The organism is Microbacterium sp. AR7-10 (assembly GCF_001878835.1).
Lineage (GTDB): Bacteria > Actinomycetota > Actinomycetes > Actinomycetales > Microbacteriaceae > Microbacterium > Microbacterium commune.
Genome location: NZ_MJIR01000040.1, coordinates 24,316 through 37,598, shown reverse-complemented (window position 1 = coordinate 37,598; position 13,283 = coordinate 24,316). Strand labels below are relative to the sequence as shown.

Annotated in this window: 13 protein-coding genes; 9 read left to right on the top strand and 4 right to left on the bottom strand. The window is 69.4% G+C overall.

All coding sequences use genetic code 11. From position 1 onward, the window contains the following. Both BFN01_RS04850 and BFN01_RS04845 read right to left on the bottom strand, forming a co-directional pair. The coding region (locus BFN01_RS04850; RefSeq protein WP_071642162.1) for a hypothetical protein at nt 1–1,409 on the bottom strand (1,409 nt) is incomplete at its 3' end. Nucleotides 1,410–1,459: 50 nt separating this feature from the next. Beyond that, nucleotides 1,460–1,648: a hypothetical protein gene (locus BFN01_RS04845; protein ID WP_071642160.1), complete on the bottom strand. Its 189-nt coding sequence runs from the start codon at nt 1,646–1,648 to the stop codon at nt 1,460–1,462. A 56-nt stretch (nt 1,649–1,704) separates the two neighbouring features. Between BFN01_RS04845 and BFN01_RS04840 the strand changes: the two genes are divergently transcribed. Together BFN01_RS04840 and BFN01_RS04835 are read left to right on the top strand one after the other, a co-directional pair. Further along, a complete protein-coding gene (locus tag BFN01_RS04840; protein WP_071642158.1) occupies nt 1,705–2,925 on the top strand; it encodes an acetyl-CoA C-acyltransferase in 1,221 nt (406 codons plus the stop codon). Then, a complete protein-coding gene (locus BFN01_RS04835) occupies nt 2,925–3,326 on the top strand; it encodes a PaaI family thioesterase (RefSeq protein ID WP_071642156.1) in 402 nt (133 codons plus the stop codon). Before BFN01_RS04840 ends, BFN01_RS04835 begins: the two co-directional genes overlap by 1 nt. 86 nt (nt 3,327–3,412) lie before the next feature. Here the strand turns inward: BFN01_RS04835 and BFN01_RS04830 are convergent, their stop codons facing one another. Further along, complete coding sequence (locus tag BFN01_RS04830) at nt 3,413–4,432, bottom strand: dihydrodipicolinate synthase family protein (protein WP_071642154.1); 1,020 nt, start codon at nt 4,430–4,432, stop codon at nt 3,413–3,415. 8 nt (nt 4,433–4,440) lie between these two features. Then, nucleotides 4,441–5,451, bottom strand: coding sequence for an ornithine cyclodeaminase family protein (locus BFN01_RS04825; protein ID WP_218161800.1), 1,011 nt, complete (start codon nt 5,449–5,451; stop codon nt 4,441–4,443). 107 nt (nt 5,452–5,558) lie between these two features. Here BFN01_RS04825 and BFN01_RS04820 point away from each other — a divergent pair, with 107 nt between their 5' ends. From BFN01_RS04820 to BFN01_RS04790, 7 genes are read left to right on the top strand one after another with little or no spacing between them, the layout of a single operon-like run. Then, nucleotides 5,559–6,935 (top strand): aldehyde dehydrogenase family protein, encoded by a 1,377-nt coding sequence (locus BFN01_RS04820; RefSeq protein WP_071642152.1) that lies wholly within the window; start codon nt 5,559–5,561, stop codon nt 6,933–6,935. A 42-nt stretch (nt 6,936–6,977) separates the two neighbouring features. Further along, nucleotides 6,978–7,949: a LysR family transcriptional regulator gene (locus BFN01_RS04815; RefSeq protein WP_071642150.1), complete on the top strand. Its 972-nt coding sequence runs from the start codon at nt 6,978–6,980 to the stop codon at nt 7,947–7,949. Between the two features lie 57 nt (nt 7,950–8,006). Continuing rightward, complete coding sequence (locus BFN01_RS04810; RefSeq protein ID WP_071642148.1) at nt 8,007–9,518, top strand: bifunctional 3-(3-hydroxy-phenyl)propionate/3-hydroxycinnamic acid hydroxylase; 1,512 nt, start codon at nt 8,007–8,009, stop codon at nt 9,516–9,518. Between the two features lie 9 nt (nt 9,519–9,527). Beyond that, the gene (locus BFN01_RS04805; protein WP_071642146.1) at nt 9,528–10,469 is read left to right on the top strand and encodes a VOC family protein; all 942 of its coding nucleotides are present in this window, start codon (nt 9,528–9,530) and stop codon (nt 10,467–10,469) included. Between the two features lie 7 nt (nt 10,470–10,476). Then, a complete protein-coding gene (locus tag BFN01_RS04800; RefSeq protein WP_071642143.1) occupies nt 10,477–11,205 on the top strand; it encodes an ABC transporter substrate-binding protein in 729 nt (242 codons plus the stop codon). Between the two features lie 8 nt (nt 11,206–11,213). Beyond that, nucleotides 11,214–12,509, top strand: a complete 1,296-nt coding sequence (locus tag BFN01_RS04795) for an NADH:flavin oxidoreductase (protein WP_071642141.1) — start codon at nt 11,214–11,216, stop codon at nt 12,507–12,509. Beyond that, nucleotides 12,509–13,228: an EthD domain-containing protein gene (locus BFN01_RS04790; protein ID WP_071642139.1), complete on the top strand. Its 720-nt coding sequence runs from the start codon at nt 12,509–12,511 to the stop codon at nt 13,226–13,228. Before BFN01_RS04795 ends, BFN01_RS04790 begins: the two co-directional genes overlap by 1 nt. The last annotated feature ends 55 nt before the right edge of the window (nt 13,229–13,283 follow it).

Below are 13,283 nucleotides of genomic sequence, written 5' to 3'. Positions count from 1 at the left end.
CGCGCCCGCCCCCGGGGGGGCGGGCCGAGGACCGCCGCGCCGAAGGTGAATTCCCGCGGCGGCCAGCGGGCGCGCGCGCCGGGGGCCGTGCGGTTGCCCCAGGTGCGTTCGATCTCGAAGCGGATGCGGGCGGCCGGGGGGTCGACGTGCGCGCGCTCCGCGGCGCGACGGGCATCTCGCAGGGCGCGACCCGCCTCGCGGCGATCGTGCGAGGCCTCCGACAGGCTCGCCTCGACCTTCGCGCGCTCGGCGCGCTCGTCGGCGAGCTTGGCGCGCAGCTGCTCGTTCTCGGCGCGCAGGCGCTTCAGCTCGGCGCCGTCGGATGCTGTCGCGCCGCCGCGGCCGACCAGGTTCGTGACGGCGAGCAGGTCACCGCGCAGCGCGGCGACCTCGTGCGCGAGCGCGGAGACATCGGCGCGGGTGGCGAGGTCTCCGGTCGGCACGGGGGTGGATGCTGCGGGTGCGGCCGGCTGCTCGGCGGCGTCCGTCGGTGTCTTCTCGTGCTTCGGCTCGGTCGGCCGTCCCTCGCCGAGCCAAGGTGCGCCGCCCGCGACGAGCGCGAGCGAGGGCACGAGCGGGGCCGACGGGTCGGCATCCGCGAGACTGAGCGCGACCTCGTGACCGGGGGCGCGATGCACCCGCACGCGGATCATGTCGCCGACCTGCAGCACGTCGCTGACCGGGCCCTCGGCGAGATCGACGTCGCGGCGGCGAAGGATCACCGAGACTCGCGGATGCAGTTGCACGGTCGCGCGCAGGTCGGTGACCTTCACGACCAGGGCGAGCGTGTGCGCGCCGTCGACGAACGCGGCGAGGTCGGCGTCGAGGGGCTCGGGCTGCAGTTCGCGCCCCTCGAGGATGCCGCTCACCCGCTCGCCGGGGATGAGCGCCGCCGCCAGCGGGATGTCCGGCGGCAGCAGTGCGGAGGTGGCGGTGACGACCGTGCCGTCGTCAAGGCGCACCATCGCGCAGGTGTCGTGGGCGAAGAAGCCCTGAACGATGCCGGCGGCGCGACGGATGCGGGGCGCCGGTGCCGACTGCACGGTGCGCCGGCCGGTCTGCGCCATCGCGTCGTCGACGAGATCGCCGGTGTCGGCGTGGTTCGGAAACCGCAGGTGCGAGCGGTGCCAGTCGGGGTCGGCGTGGAAGTCGACCGGGTACGAGCGGGCCGCGCCGTTGAACACCTGCGCCTTCGGCGGCAGCAGCAGTTCGAGGTGCTTGGTAGCGGGTCCGGTCTCGATCGTGACGACCTCGGCGATACCGTCGAGCTCATCGCGCAATGCGTCGATGTCGAACAGGAACTCGCCATCGGTCGTGCTCGAGACGAGCAGCAGCGGATGCTCGCGGGGCGTCAGGATGCGGGCCGCAAGCGCCTCGGCCTGCGTCGGAGTCGAGACGTCGGCGTTCATGTGCGGGAGTCTATGCGGCGGTCTGACGATGCCGTGGGGGCGTGCCGGGGTCACCCTGGCGCGACCACCGCGAGACCACGGGCCACGGAGGCGGCGGCGAGTTCGTCGTCGTAGGTGAGGATGCCGCTGATCGCGGTGCCGAGGCGCAGCGCTGTGGCGAGGTGCAGTGCGTCGAGGGTGCGCAGACCGCTGTGCAGATTGATGGCGGCGGTGGTGATGTCGTCGCCGAGGGTGCGCATGCGGATCGTCTAACAAAACGGTACGATTCGTATCAGTTAACGTCAGAGAGGCCGCCATGACATCGCAGATCAACGCCCGAGACGCCGTCCTCGTTTCCTACCGCCGTACGCCTTTCGGCCGTGCGCGGAAAGGCGCTCTGGTCGACGAGCGACCGGAGGACCTCGCGCTGACCGCCGTGCGCGCAGCGCTGGCTGATGTGCCGCAGATCGATCCGAACACTCTCGACGACTTCTACCTCGGCACCGCCGTGCCCGAGGGTGCGCAGGGAGACAATGTCGCGCGCCGCGTCGCGGTGTATGCCGGGTACGACGGCCTGCCCGGCGCCACGATCAACCGCTTCTGCGCGTCATCGCTGCAGGCCCTCGCCGCAGCATCCCGCGCCATCCGCTCCGGCGACGGCGATGCGTTCCTCGTGGCCGGCATGGAGTCCACGTCGAGCACGCCACCCATCTCCACTCACGTGCATCCGAGCGCGGCTGCGGCCTCGGCACGGTCCGGACGCGTCTTCGCCAGCGGGGAGGGGTGGACCGATCCGCGCCTGGCCGGCGAGGAGCCCGACGTCTACATCCCGATGGGCGCCACGGCGGAATTCGTCGCGAAGCTCACCGGCACGACACGTGAGCATCAGGACGCCTGGGCGCTGCGCTCGCAGCAGCGGACCGCCGCTGCCGCCGCCCGCGGCTGGTTCGAGGGTGAGATCACACCCCACACGCGAGCCGACGGCGTGATCGTCACCGACGACGAGGCGCCGAGACCCGGCACCACGGCCGAGGGGCTGGCCGGGCTCACGCCTGCGTTCCGCGAGGGCGGCACCGTCACAGCCGGCAATGCCAGCCCGCTGAACGATGGGGCATCGGCGGCCGTCGTGATGAGCGCCGAGCGCGCACGCGAGCTCGGGCTCACTCCACGTGCACGGATCCTCGGCGCGACGGCCAGCGCGCTCTCCCCCGAGATCATGGGGCTCGGACCGGTAGAGGCGACGACGAAGCTCCTTCACCGGCTGGGTCTCACGGTGGCCGATATCGACCTCGTCGAGTTGAACGAGGCGTTCGCGGCGCAGGTCGTGCCCACGGTCCACCGACTCGGGCTCGATGAGGAGCGGGTGAACGTGAACGGCGGTGCGATCGCCGTCGGGCATCCCTTCGGCGCCACCGGGGTGCGCCTCGCGGGGACGCTCGTGCGCGCCCTCGAGGAGCGGGACGGGCGCCTGGGTCTCGCGACGCTGTGCGTCGGCGGCGGCCAGGGCATGGCGCTCGTCGTCGAGAGGCTCGGCTGATGGGCGTCGTCGATCCCTTCATCGTCGGTGTGCTCGAGAACGAGCCGTCCTGGCGGTGGTTCGGGTTCGCCATCGACGAGGCCACCGAGGGACGCGCGACGGTCTCACTGATCGTCGACTCCGGGCACGTCAACGCCAACGAGGTGACGCACGGTGCGATCGTGTTCGCGGTGGCCGACCAGGCATTCGCGATGGCTGCGAACACCCTCATCCCGCACGCCGCCACCGGCGACGCGCAGATCCACTACCTCGCGCCGAGCAGGCTCGGACAGCGGCTCGAGGCGAGCGCCGTGACGTCGTGGGCGGATGCCCGTCGCGCCGTCGTCGACGTGACGGTGCGGGCTGACGGCGAGGCCGTCGCCACCTACCGAGGCATGGCCCGAGCCACCCGGCGCGCCTGAGCGCCGGGACGCCGAGGAATCCGACCGCAGATACGCCAGAGGCGCCGATCCGCGATGCGGCTCGGCGCCTCTGGCTGCGAGACGAGTCAGGCCCGGGTGCGGCCCTTCACGAATTCGCTGTCGGGAAGGTCGGTGACCGGCAGCCCGGATGCCTCGAGAGCGGCGCGAGCCTGCTTCATCAGGCGGTCGGGGATGCGCGGGGCGGGAGCGCGAAGGGCGCCGCCGTTGAATCCCGCGAGCCATTCCTGGTACTTCCAGCCGGTGCGATTGATCACCGTCGTGCCGACTGCCGAGCCGGTGAGGATCGCCGTGTTCGCGGCGCGGGCGGGGGCGACCTGCCACCAGAGTTTCATGGCCTCCTCCCACTGGCCCTGCTGCGCCAGCCCGAACGCCTTCGGGAAGTAGTCGCTCATCCAGTTCGTGTTCGACGTGCCCGAGAACTGGAAGTCGATCACCGACATCAGCGGGATGGTCTCACTCTCGATCGGGCACGAGATCACGACCTCGTCGGCGAAGTGGTGCTGCATCTCCATGATGCCGCCGATGGTGGGGTAGCCCTGCTCCGCCTTGATGGCGACGATGTTCGGGATCGTGTCGAGCACGTGGCGCACGAACGGCACCGGCATGCCCGCCGGATCGATCCGTTCGAAGCCCCAGGCGGGAAGTCCGAAGAGCATGGCGGCGAGATCGGTCGAGTCGGCCAGAGCCTTGGTGTAGTCGTAGACCTCCTGGTGCGAGGTCGCCCAGAAGGCCGTCGGGTACGAGATCAGAACGCTGTCGACCCCCTCCTTCTCGGCGAGCTTGAGCGCGGTGATGTTCTCTTCGAGGGTGTTGAAGGCGGCGTGGAAGAAGAGCTGGAAGTCGGGGCCCGCGGCTTCGCGCGCGACGGCGGTGACTCGAGCGTTCTCCTCCGGGGTGATCGCCAGTTCGGTGACGAGCAGGGTTCCGGCGAACCCGAGCTCCTTCAGCTTCAGGATGTCGTGCCTGATCGCGTTCTCGTTGATCCTCGAGAAATCGGCGCTGTATGACGGCATCGTCACCGCGATGGCGCCCTTCCAGTTCTGTCGCGCCCAGGCGCGGGCCTGGTCCTTCGTGTAGTCGACCATGCTGTTCCTCATTTCCGTGTGGTGACGATTCCGACGGGCAGTTCCGTGCCGACCCCGCGTTCCCGTGCGAGATCGACGAGCGTCTCGGCGACGACGACGTCCTGCAGGCCGGAGCCCGTCGATTTGTAGATGCGGATGCCGCGCTCGACGTCGACCTCGCGATCGCCGCGCAGGACATCGTTGAGGGATGCCGTGATCGATTCGACGTCGATCCCCGCGGCGGCAGCGGCGCGCATGTCACCGCTGCCGTGCACGACCTCGTCAACACCGTCGGCGACGACGAGCGTCGCGCGTGCGATGAGGTCGGCCGGCAGCTCGCGCTGCGCCGGTGTGGTCGATCCGATCGAGATGACGGTGGTATTCGGCCCGATCCAGTCGGCCTGAACGGTCGGCGATTCATCCCGGGATCGCGCTGCGCAGAGCACGAGATCAGCATCGCGGGCGGCCTGTTCGGCGGAATCCACCGCAGTCACCGGTACGCCGAGCTCCGCCGAGAATCGCTCGGCGAAAGCCTCACGGTTCGCGCGGGTGGGGCTGAACACGCGCACGCTCGCGAACCGCGCCACCAGCGCCAGGGCGGCAGTGTGCGACTGCGCCTCGAAGCCCGATCCGATGACGCCGACGGTGAGCGGCCGATCCGGTACGAGCGCCGCCGCGCCCACCGCGGTCGTCGCGGCGGTTCTCAGTCCGGTCACCCGGTTGCCGTCGACCAGGGCGACGAGGTCGGCGGTGTCGCGGTCGAACAGCGAGATGAGGTAGCTGACGCGCAGCCCGTCGGCGAAGGAGCCGTTGATCGACTTCGCGCCGAAGAGTCTCCCGCTCGCCGGCACGGACGGCATGACGCGCATCCACTCACGGCCGCTGTCGGCGAAGATCCGACCGGGATTGCGCGCATCGTCGACGGGTGCCGAATAGGCGGCACGGATCGCATCGATCGCCGAGGGCAGATCGGCGAGGGCCTCCACGTCGGCGTCGGTGAGGAAGAGCGGCAGCTTCCCGGGGGTGGAATCGGTGCTCACGAGCGGCTCCTTCGGGTCATCTGGCGCGGGTCGACGTGGTACACGATACGTACCGTATCTGTTTCGGATATACTCCTGCAAGAGCCACCTTGAGGAAGAGAGCGGTCATGCCCGTCGCCACAGTGAACCCGACCACCGGCAAGACAGAGATGATCATCGAGTCGCATTCTGCGGCCGAGGTCGAGTCGCGAATCGCTGAGGCCGATGCCGCCGCGCTCGCCCTCCGCGCGACGACCTTCGCCCAGCGCGCGGAGTGGATGCTGGCCGCGGCAGAGATCCTCGACGATCAGGCCCTCGGCCTCGGCGAGCTGATCACGGTGGAGATGGGCAAGCCGATCGCCCAGTCGGTCGCCGAGGTCGAGAAGTCCGCCAAGGCGATGCGCTACTACGCTTCGCACTCCGAGGAGTTCCTGGCGGATGCCCCTCTCGAGGATCCGTCGACGGTCGGCGCGTCGCAGGCCTGGACGCGCTACGAGCCACTGGGTGTGGTTCTCGCTGTGATGCCGTGGAACTACCCGCTGTGGCAGGTCATCCGCTTCGCGGCCCCGGCGCTCATGGCGGGCAACGCCGGGCTGCTCAAGCACGCATCGAACGTTCCGCAGGCCGCGCTCTTCCTCGACACGCTCTTCGAGCGTGCCGGATTCCCGAAGGGGTCGTTCCGCACGCTGCTGATCGGCGGAGGCGACGTTGCCGGTGTGATCGCCGACGATCGGGTCAAGGCCGTGACGCTCACCGGGTCGGAGCCGGCAGGGCGGTCGGTCGCTCAGATCGCCGCCGATCATGTGAAGAAGGCCGTACTCGAGCTCGGAGGATCCGATCCGTTCATCGTGCTGCCGTCGGCCGATGTGAAGGCTGCCGCGGCGACGGCGGTGCGCGCGCGGATCAACAACAACGGGCAGTCCTGCATCGCAGGCAAGCGGTTCATCGTGCATGACGCCGTCTACGACGAGTTCGCTGCGGAGTTCGCGGCGCAGATGGCAGCGCTCGCGGTCGGCGATCCGCTGCTGCCCGAGACCCAGGTCGGCCCGCTGGCGACGGAGTCGGGGCGTCAGGAGCTGCTCGAACTCGTCGAGGATGCTCGTGCCGCGGGCGCCACGATCCTCACCGGGGGCACCGTGCCCGATCTGCCCGGATGGTTCTACGCGCCGACCGTGATCGCCGACCTGCCCGATGACGCGCGGCTCGTGCAAGAAGAGGCTTTCGGGCCGGTCGCCTCGCTCTATCGCGCCCGCGACGCGGCCGATGCGCTGCGCATCGCGAATCAGACGACCTTCGGGCTCTCCAGTGCGGTCTGGACGAACGACCCCGACGAAGAGCGGTATTTCATCGCCGGCCTCGACGCCGGCGCCGTCTTCGTGAACGGCATGACCGTCTCGTATCAGGAGCTCCCGTTCGGCGGTATCAAGCGATCGGGGTTCGGCCGCGAACTCGCGGCGGTCGGGCAGCGCGAGTTCTGTAATCTGAAGACGGTCTGGAAGGCGTAGTCGCCGTCCGGCCGACAGCGGTCGGACTCGGGCGAAGGGCTCATGATGGCGATCGACTACAACCTGCTTCGACCACTGCGTGCGCTGCTCGAAGAGCGCGCCGTCACGCGTGCCGCCGAGCGGATGCACATGTCGCAGCCGGCGATGTCGACGGCCCTGTCGCGGCTGCGGGCGCACTATGAGGACGAACTTCTGCTGAGGCAGGGCAACAGTCACGTGCTGACGCCGCTCGGCGAGCGGCTGCTTGCGGCGCTGCCGCAAGTGCTGGCCGAGACGGAGAATCTGTTCCGGCTGCAGTCCCGCTTCGATCCGACGACGAGCACCCGAACGTTCTCCATCGCGGCCGTGGATTACATGGCGGCACGGATCGCCCCTGAGCTGTCGCGCATCCTCGAGCGCGAGGCGCCGAACGTGAGGATCGAGCTGCCTGCGGCGGACGGGCGACTGGTCGACGGCATGCCTGACACGCTGCGCACGATCGACGGGGCGATCCTGCCGCACGGGTATGTGACGGAGCAGCCGCACATCGACTTCGCGCCCGAGCAGTGGGTGTGCCTCGTCGACGCCGGCGCCGGGGTCTCTGAGCATCCGACAAGCGACGAGCTGCTCACCCGTCCGTGGGTGCAGACGCTTCCCGCCAGAGAGGGGATGAGTCCGGCAAGGCAGCAGCTGCGCTTTCGAGGGATCGACCCGGCGGTCGTCGCGGCCACGCCGCACTTCTTCGTCGTGCCATCGCTGATTCTCGGCACGGACCGTGTCGGGATCGTGCCTGAGCCGTTCGCGCGGATGGCGGCTCGCATGTACCCCCGACTGCGCGTGGTCATCCCGCCGCTCGATCTCGACCCGGTGCGTGATGCGTTCTGGTGGCATCACGACCGTGAGCACGATGCCGAGCACCTCTGGTTGCGTGATGTGATGCGTCGAGTCCGCGACGCGGTCATCCGGAATCCGGATGGTGGGGATATCGGAGTCCGCCTTCCCCGGATAGCGGAGCGCGGGCAGGATCGATCTTGACGCGGTGCTGCATCAGCCCGTTTCGATACGCAACGTCTTGTACACGAAGGAGTGGCTGTGAGCATCGATGCTGATGTCATCGTCATCGGGGGAGGCCCCGTAGGAAGCACTGCCCTGGCCATGCTGGGACGGGCAGGGCTCAGCGCGATCGGTCTGGAGCGCGACCGCGAGATGTGGCCCACCGCGCGCGCCGTGCACTTCGACGGCGAGACGATGCGCACGCTGCAGTCGCTGGGAGTCGCCGACGACTTCGTGCGCGTCACCGTACCGATGCGGCACGTGGACGTCGTCAACGAGGCCGACGAGGTGCTGGTGCACGCGCCCACGGATCGGCTCGGAGACCAGGGGTGGAACGACCACATCAGCTTCCACCAGCCCGACATCGAACGGTTGCTGCGACAGGTGATCGCCGACACCCCCGGTGTCGAGCTGCGCTGCGGTGTCACCGTGACGGACATCGCGAACACGGCGGACGGCGTGCAGGTGTCGACCCTCGACGTCGACGGCCGTCCGCAGGTGCTCCGGTCGCGCTGGGTCATCGCCGCCGATGGCGCACGTTCCGACATCCGCAGGATGCTCGGGATCGAAGGGGACAAGTACGGCGAGGACGCCCAGTGGCTCGTCGTCGACGGTCAGCTGGTCGGGGCCCCGGGGTACGAGACCGACATGGTGCAGCTCGCCCGGTACAGCCGCCCGGCGCTGTGGCTGCGCCTGCCCGGCGACCGCGTCCGCATGGAGTTCATGCTCGTTCCCGGCGACGATCCTGAGGAGATCGTCACGCCGGCGGCCGTCGAACGGCTCAGCCGCGGCATCCTGCCTGCGGCCCGATTCACCCCCGACCGTCAGGCCATCTACACGTTCCGCGGGCGCATCGCTCAGCAGTGGCGCGTGGGCGGCATCTTCCTCGCCGGCGACGCCGCCCACCAGGCGCCTCCGCTGTTCGGGCAGGGCCTGTGCGCCGGCATCCGCGACGTCGCAAACCTGGTGTGGAAGCTCGACCTCGTGGCCCGCGGGGTCGCCGACCCGGAGCTGCTCGACACGTACGAAAGCGAGCGCAAGCCGCACGCCACGTTCTGGGTCGAGGCCGCGGCGAACCAGGCGGTGATCGTCCAGACGCTGGACCCGCAGGTCGCCGAGGGGCGCGACCAGTACATCCGCGACAATCCCGGCGCCTCTGCCGTGCCCACCTCTCCCGCACTCGGGCCGGGGTTCCACGAGGGCGCTGACGACGAGCGGGCCGGAAAGCTCGGCGTTCAGCCGATCCTCGCCGACGGCATCCGACTCGACGACATGGTCGGCGCGCACTTCCTCGTGGCAGCCGACCGTGCGGTGCACTCGGCCCTGCCCACCGCCGTCAAGGCGGCACTGGATGCTGACGCGGAGACGATCACGCTGACCGACCCGCTCAAGATCGATCAGATCCTCGGCGCTGCCGGTGCGACCTCGGTCGTGATGCGTCCGGATCACTACGTGCTCGGTGTCGGTGACACCGCAGAAGACCTCGAACGGCTGGTGCTTCGGATCCCCTCCATCGCCCGCACCATGACCCTCGCCGCCGACAACCGCTAGGAGACCGCCATGACTTTCAGCCCGATCACCCACATCCGTCACTTCGACATCGCGGTTCCCGACTTCGAGAAGCAGATCGAGTTCTACAAGAACCACTGGGGCCTCACCGTGCAGCACGACGACGGCGATGTCGTCTACTTCGCAGCCGAGGGCTCGCCCGAGCAGTACGTCACCCGTGTCCGTCGCTCTGACGACAAGCGCCTCGATCTCGTCGCGTTCGGCGCCGCCGACCGCGCCTCAGTTGACAAGCTCGCGCAGGATCTCGGCACCGCCGGGGTGCAGCTCGTCAGCGAGCCCGACGTGCTGCAGACCCTGGGAGGGGGCTACGGCTTCCGCTTCTTCGATCTGGAGGGACGCACGGTCGAAGTGTCGACCGACGTCGACGTGCGCACGCACCGCAAGATCGAGAAGCGCGAGGCCATCCCGGTGCGCCTGTCGCACGTCGTGCTCAACTCCAACCAGCCCGAGGCGATGCGCGCCTGGTACGAGAAGCACCTCGGCTTCCGTCTCTCCGACACCCTCAACCACCCGCACGTCGGCGACCTGTTCTACTTCATGCGCTGCAGCACCCAGCACCACTCGATGGCGATCGCGCGAGGCCCGCACGCGTCGCTGCAGCACGCCTCCTTCGAGATGCGCGGCATCGACGAGTACATGTACGGTAGCGGGCGCGTCATCCGCGCCGGATACCGCAAGATCTGGGGTCCCGGCCGGCACCGGGCGGGTGACAACACCTTCACCTACTTCGTCGACCCGAACGGCAACACGATGGAGTTGACGACCGAGCTCGAAGAGCTCGACGAAGACACCTGGCACCCGCACATCTACGACGTGCAGGAGCCGGAGACCTCCGACCAGTGGGGCACCGGCGGTGACATGGACGAGTTCATCACCAAGGAGATGTTCAACGACTCCGACAACCGCCACCTGTTCATCGCACCCCCGGTGTGAGCCGGCAATGCTGATCCTCTCGAGTTTCATCACTCCGGCAGTACTGACCGCCGCCCGAGGAAGCGGCCTGCTCACCGGCATCCACCTGGAGGAGGTGCGCGCGACCGGCAGTCCGGCGCAGCGCGACGGGCTGCGCAGCGGCGACCTCGACCTGGCCGTGACAGCCATCGACAACCTGTTCGAATGGACCCGGGCGGGCGTCGACGTCCGTCTTGTCGGACAGGTCGAACGCACCACTCCGCTGAGCGTGCATGCGGCGCCGGAGATCACCACCCTCGCCGACCTCGCGGGCGCGCGCTTCGCGGTCGACGCGCCCGACAGCGGATTCGCCGTGGTCGCGCGGCACATGCTGCGCACCGCCGGGATCGACGTCGAATGGGTCGAGGTCGGCGGCGTCGTCGAGAGGTTCGAGGCGCTCATCGCCGGGGCCGTGGATGCCACGCTTCTCGGCCCACCGCTCGACGACCGAGCACTCGCCGCAGGCCGTCCTCGGGTCGCCCGCGTGCAGGACGCATTCCCCGCCTTCTCCGGTCAGGGTCTCGTCGTCCGCGCCGACCTGATCGGCACCCCCGAGCTCGACGACCTGCTCGCCGCCCTGCGAACCGCAGGCATGAGCCCGGTCGATCCGGCCGGACTCGACCAGCTCACGGCGATGCGCGCGGATCTCGGCGTCCTGCCGCCGGGCTCCGACCTGCACGCGCTCGTGCATCCCTTTCCTGCCACCGCCACTCGATGAGGAGTCCCATGTCTGCCGCCACGACCGCCGAGGTGCTCGGCGCCCCGCTCACGATCAACAAGCTGACACTGAAGAACCGCATCATCCTCGGTCCGATGGCCGTGCTGCAGCCGACCGAAGACGGCCGGCCGAGTGAGCAGTCGATCGCGTTCCTGCGGCGCAGGGCCGAAGGAGGCGCCGGCGCGATCTTCGTCGGCGGGTCGGTCGCCACGGCCCGCGCGTTCCGTGAGTCGCCGTTCTCGCCCAACCTCCGCTACGACGATGACGAGTTCATCCCCGACCTCAAGCGCCTGGTGGATGCCGTGCACGCGACCGGCACCGGCGTCGCCGTGTTCGCGCAGCTGTTCCCCGCTTTCGGGCGGATGGGCGTGCCGCGGGATGGGCACTGGATCACTTCCGCGTCGCCGCGTCACGTCGACATGGGCGCGCACGGCCTGCCCGACAACGTGTACATCCCGGGCGGGCGGGTGCTTCCCGAACCGCACGAGGCCACGGTCTCGGAGATCAAGGAACTCGAGCAGGCCGTCGTCGATTCGGCTCGACGCGCCAAGGCCGCAGGCTTCGACGGCATCGAGATCGCCGCCCACATGTGCTACTTCTACTCGTCGTTCCTCTCGCCGCTGTCGAACTTCCGCACCGACGAGTACGGCGGCTCGGTCGAGAACCGCGCCCGCGCGCTGAAGGACGTCGTCGCCGCGGTGCGGCAGGAGGTCGGACCCGACATCGCCCTCGGCCTGCGGCTGAGCGCGAACGATCACGTCCCCGGTGGGCAGGGTCCGGAGGGGTTCGCGGCGGTCACCGCCGAGATCGCGAAGGCCGGCCTCGACTTCGTCGTGCTCACCGACGGCAACTACGAGTCCATGGGCGACAACGTCACGAGCGAGTCGGGCAAGATGCTCCGCGAGGGCGAGCCGCAGATCTTCCGTGAGGCGCTCGGACCGGAGGTCGTCCTCATGCTGAGCAGTACACCCGCACCCGCGCAGGCTGCAGCGGCGATCACTGACGGCACCGTCGACGCCACGATGCTCGCGCGACAGCTGCTGGCCGATCCCGACTACCCGAACAAGGTGCTTGAGGGCCGCGAGTCCGAGATCGTGTGGTGCGACCACGCCAACTCCTGCATGCGGCGCCTCATCCTGCAGGTGCCGGTGGCGTGCCACAAGAACCCTGAGATGGGCAAGGAGCACGAGAGCAGCCGCCGTTCGAACATCCTGCAGGACGCGTTCATCTGGGCCGCCGGCAATCGCACCCTGATGACGATCGCCGACAAGGCGGCGCGCGCCCGCCCGGCGAAGGCGCACTGATGGCGCCGTCGTACAAGCTGACGCTGCTGTTCACAAGGCGCCCCGATCTCGGACTCGACGACTTCGCCACGGCATGGCTCGCGCTCGAGCGCGCCCGGCCGCTGGCTGCGGAGGGCCTGTCGCGCAGCGCGATCCACATCGCGCTGCCCGGCGTCGCGGCTGTGCGGGGTGCGACGTCGGCGCCCTACGACGCGGTGCTCGAGACCTGGTGGGAACGCAAGAACGACGCGGCGAATTGGGTGGTCTCGCGGCAGTTCGACGACGAGTGGATGCCGCCGCGCCTCGAGCTGCTCGCCGGGCGACCCGCAGCCGTGGGCGGTGCTCCGGTGCTGGCCTGGGAGCGCGACGGCGAGTCCGCTGGAGCCGACGCGAGTGCCGCCGAGGCGATCACCGTGATCACGCTTCCGGTGGCGCGACGGGGCCTGCGCTTCGATGAGTTCGCGCAGCACTGGACCGAGATCCACGCCGGGCTCGCTCTCTCGGGCGCGGGCGCGAAGGATCGTCTGCTGCGACTAGAGAACACCCCGGCATCGGTTCCAGCGCCCACCCGGTTCGCTCGCACGAACTACAACGGGGTGGGATCCATCACCTTCCGATCGATCGCGGCGCTCGAGGAGGAGTTCTCCAGTGAGCACTATCTCGATCGTCTCGCGCCCGACGAAGAGCGGTTCACCAACACCGAGGCGTCCGCCGTGTTCGTCGGCCGGCTCGTCACCTGAATCCGTCGCTGCGCACCAGAAAGGCGGGTCGACCAGCGATGGTCGACCCGCCTTT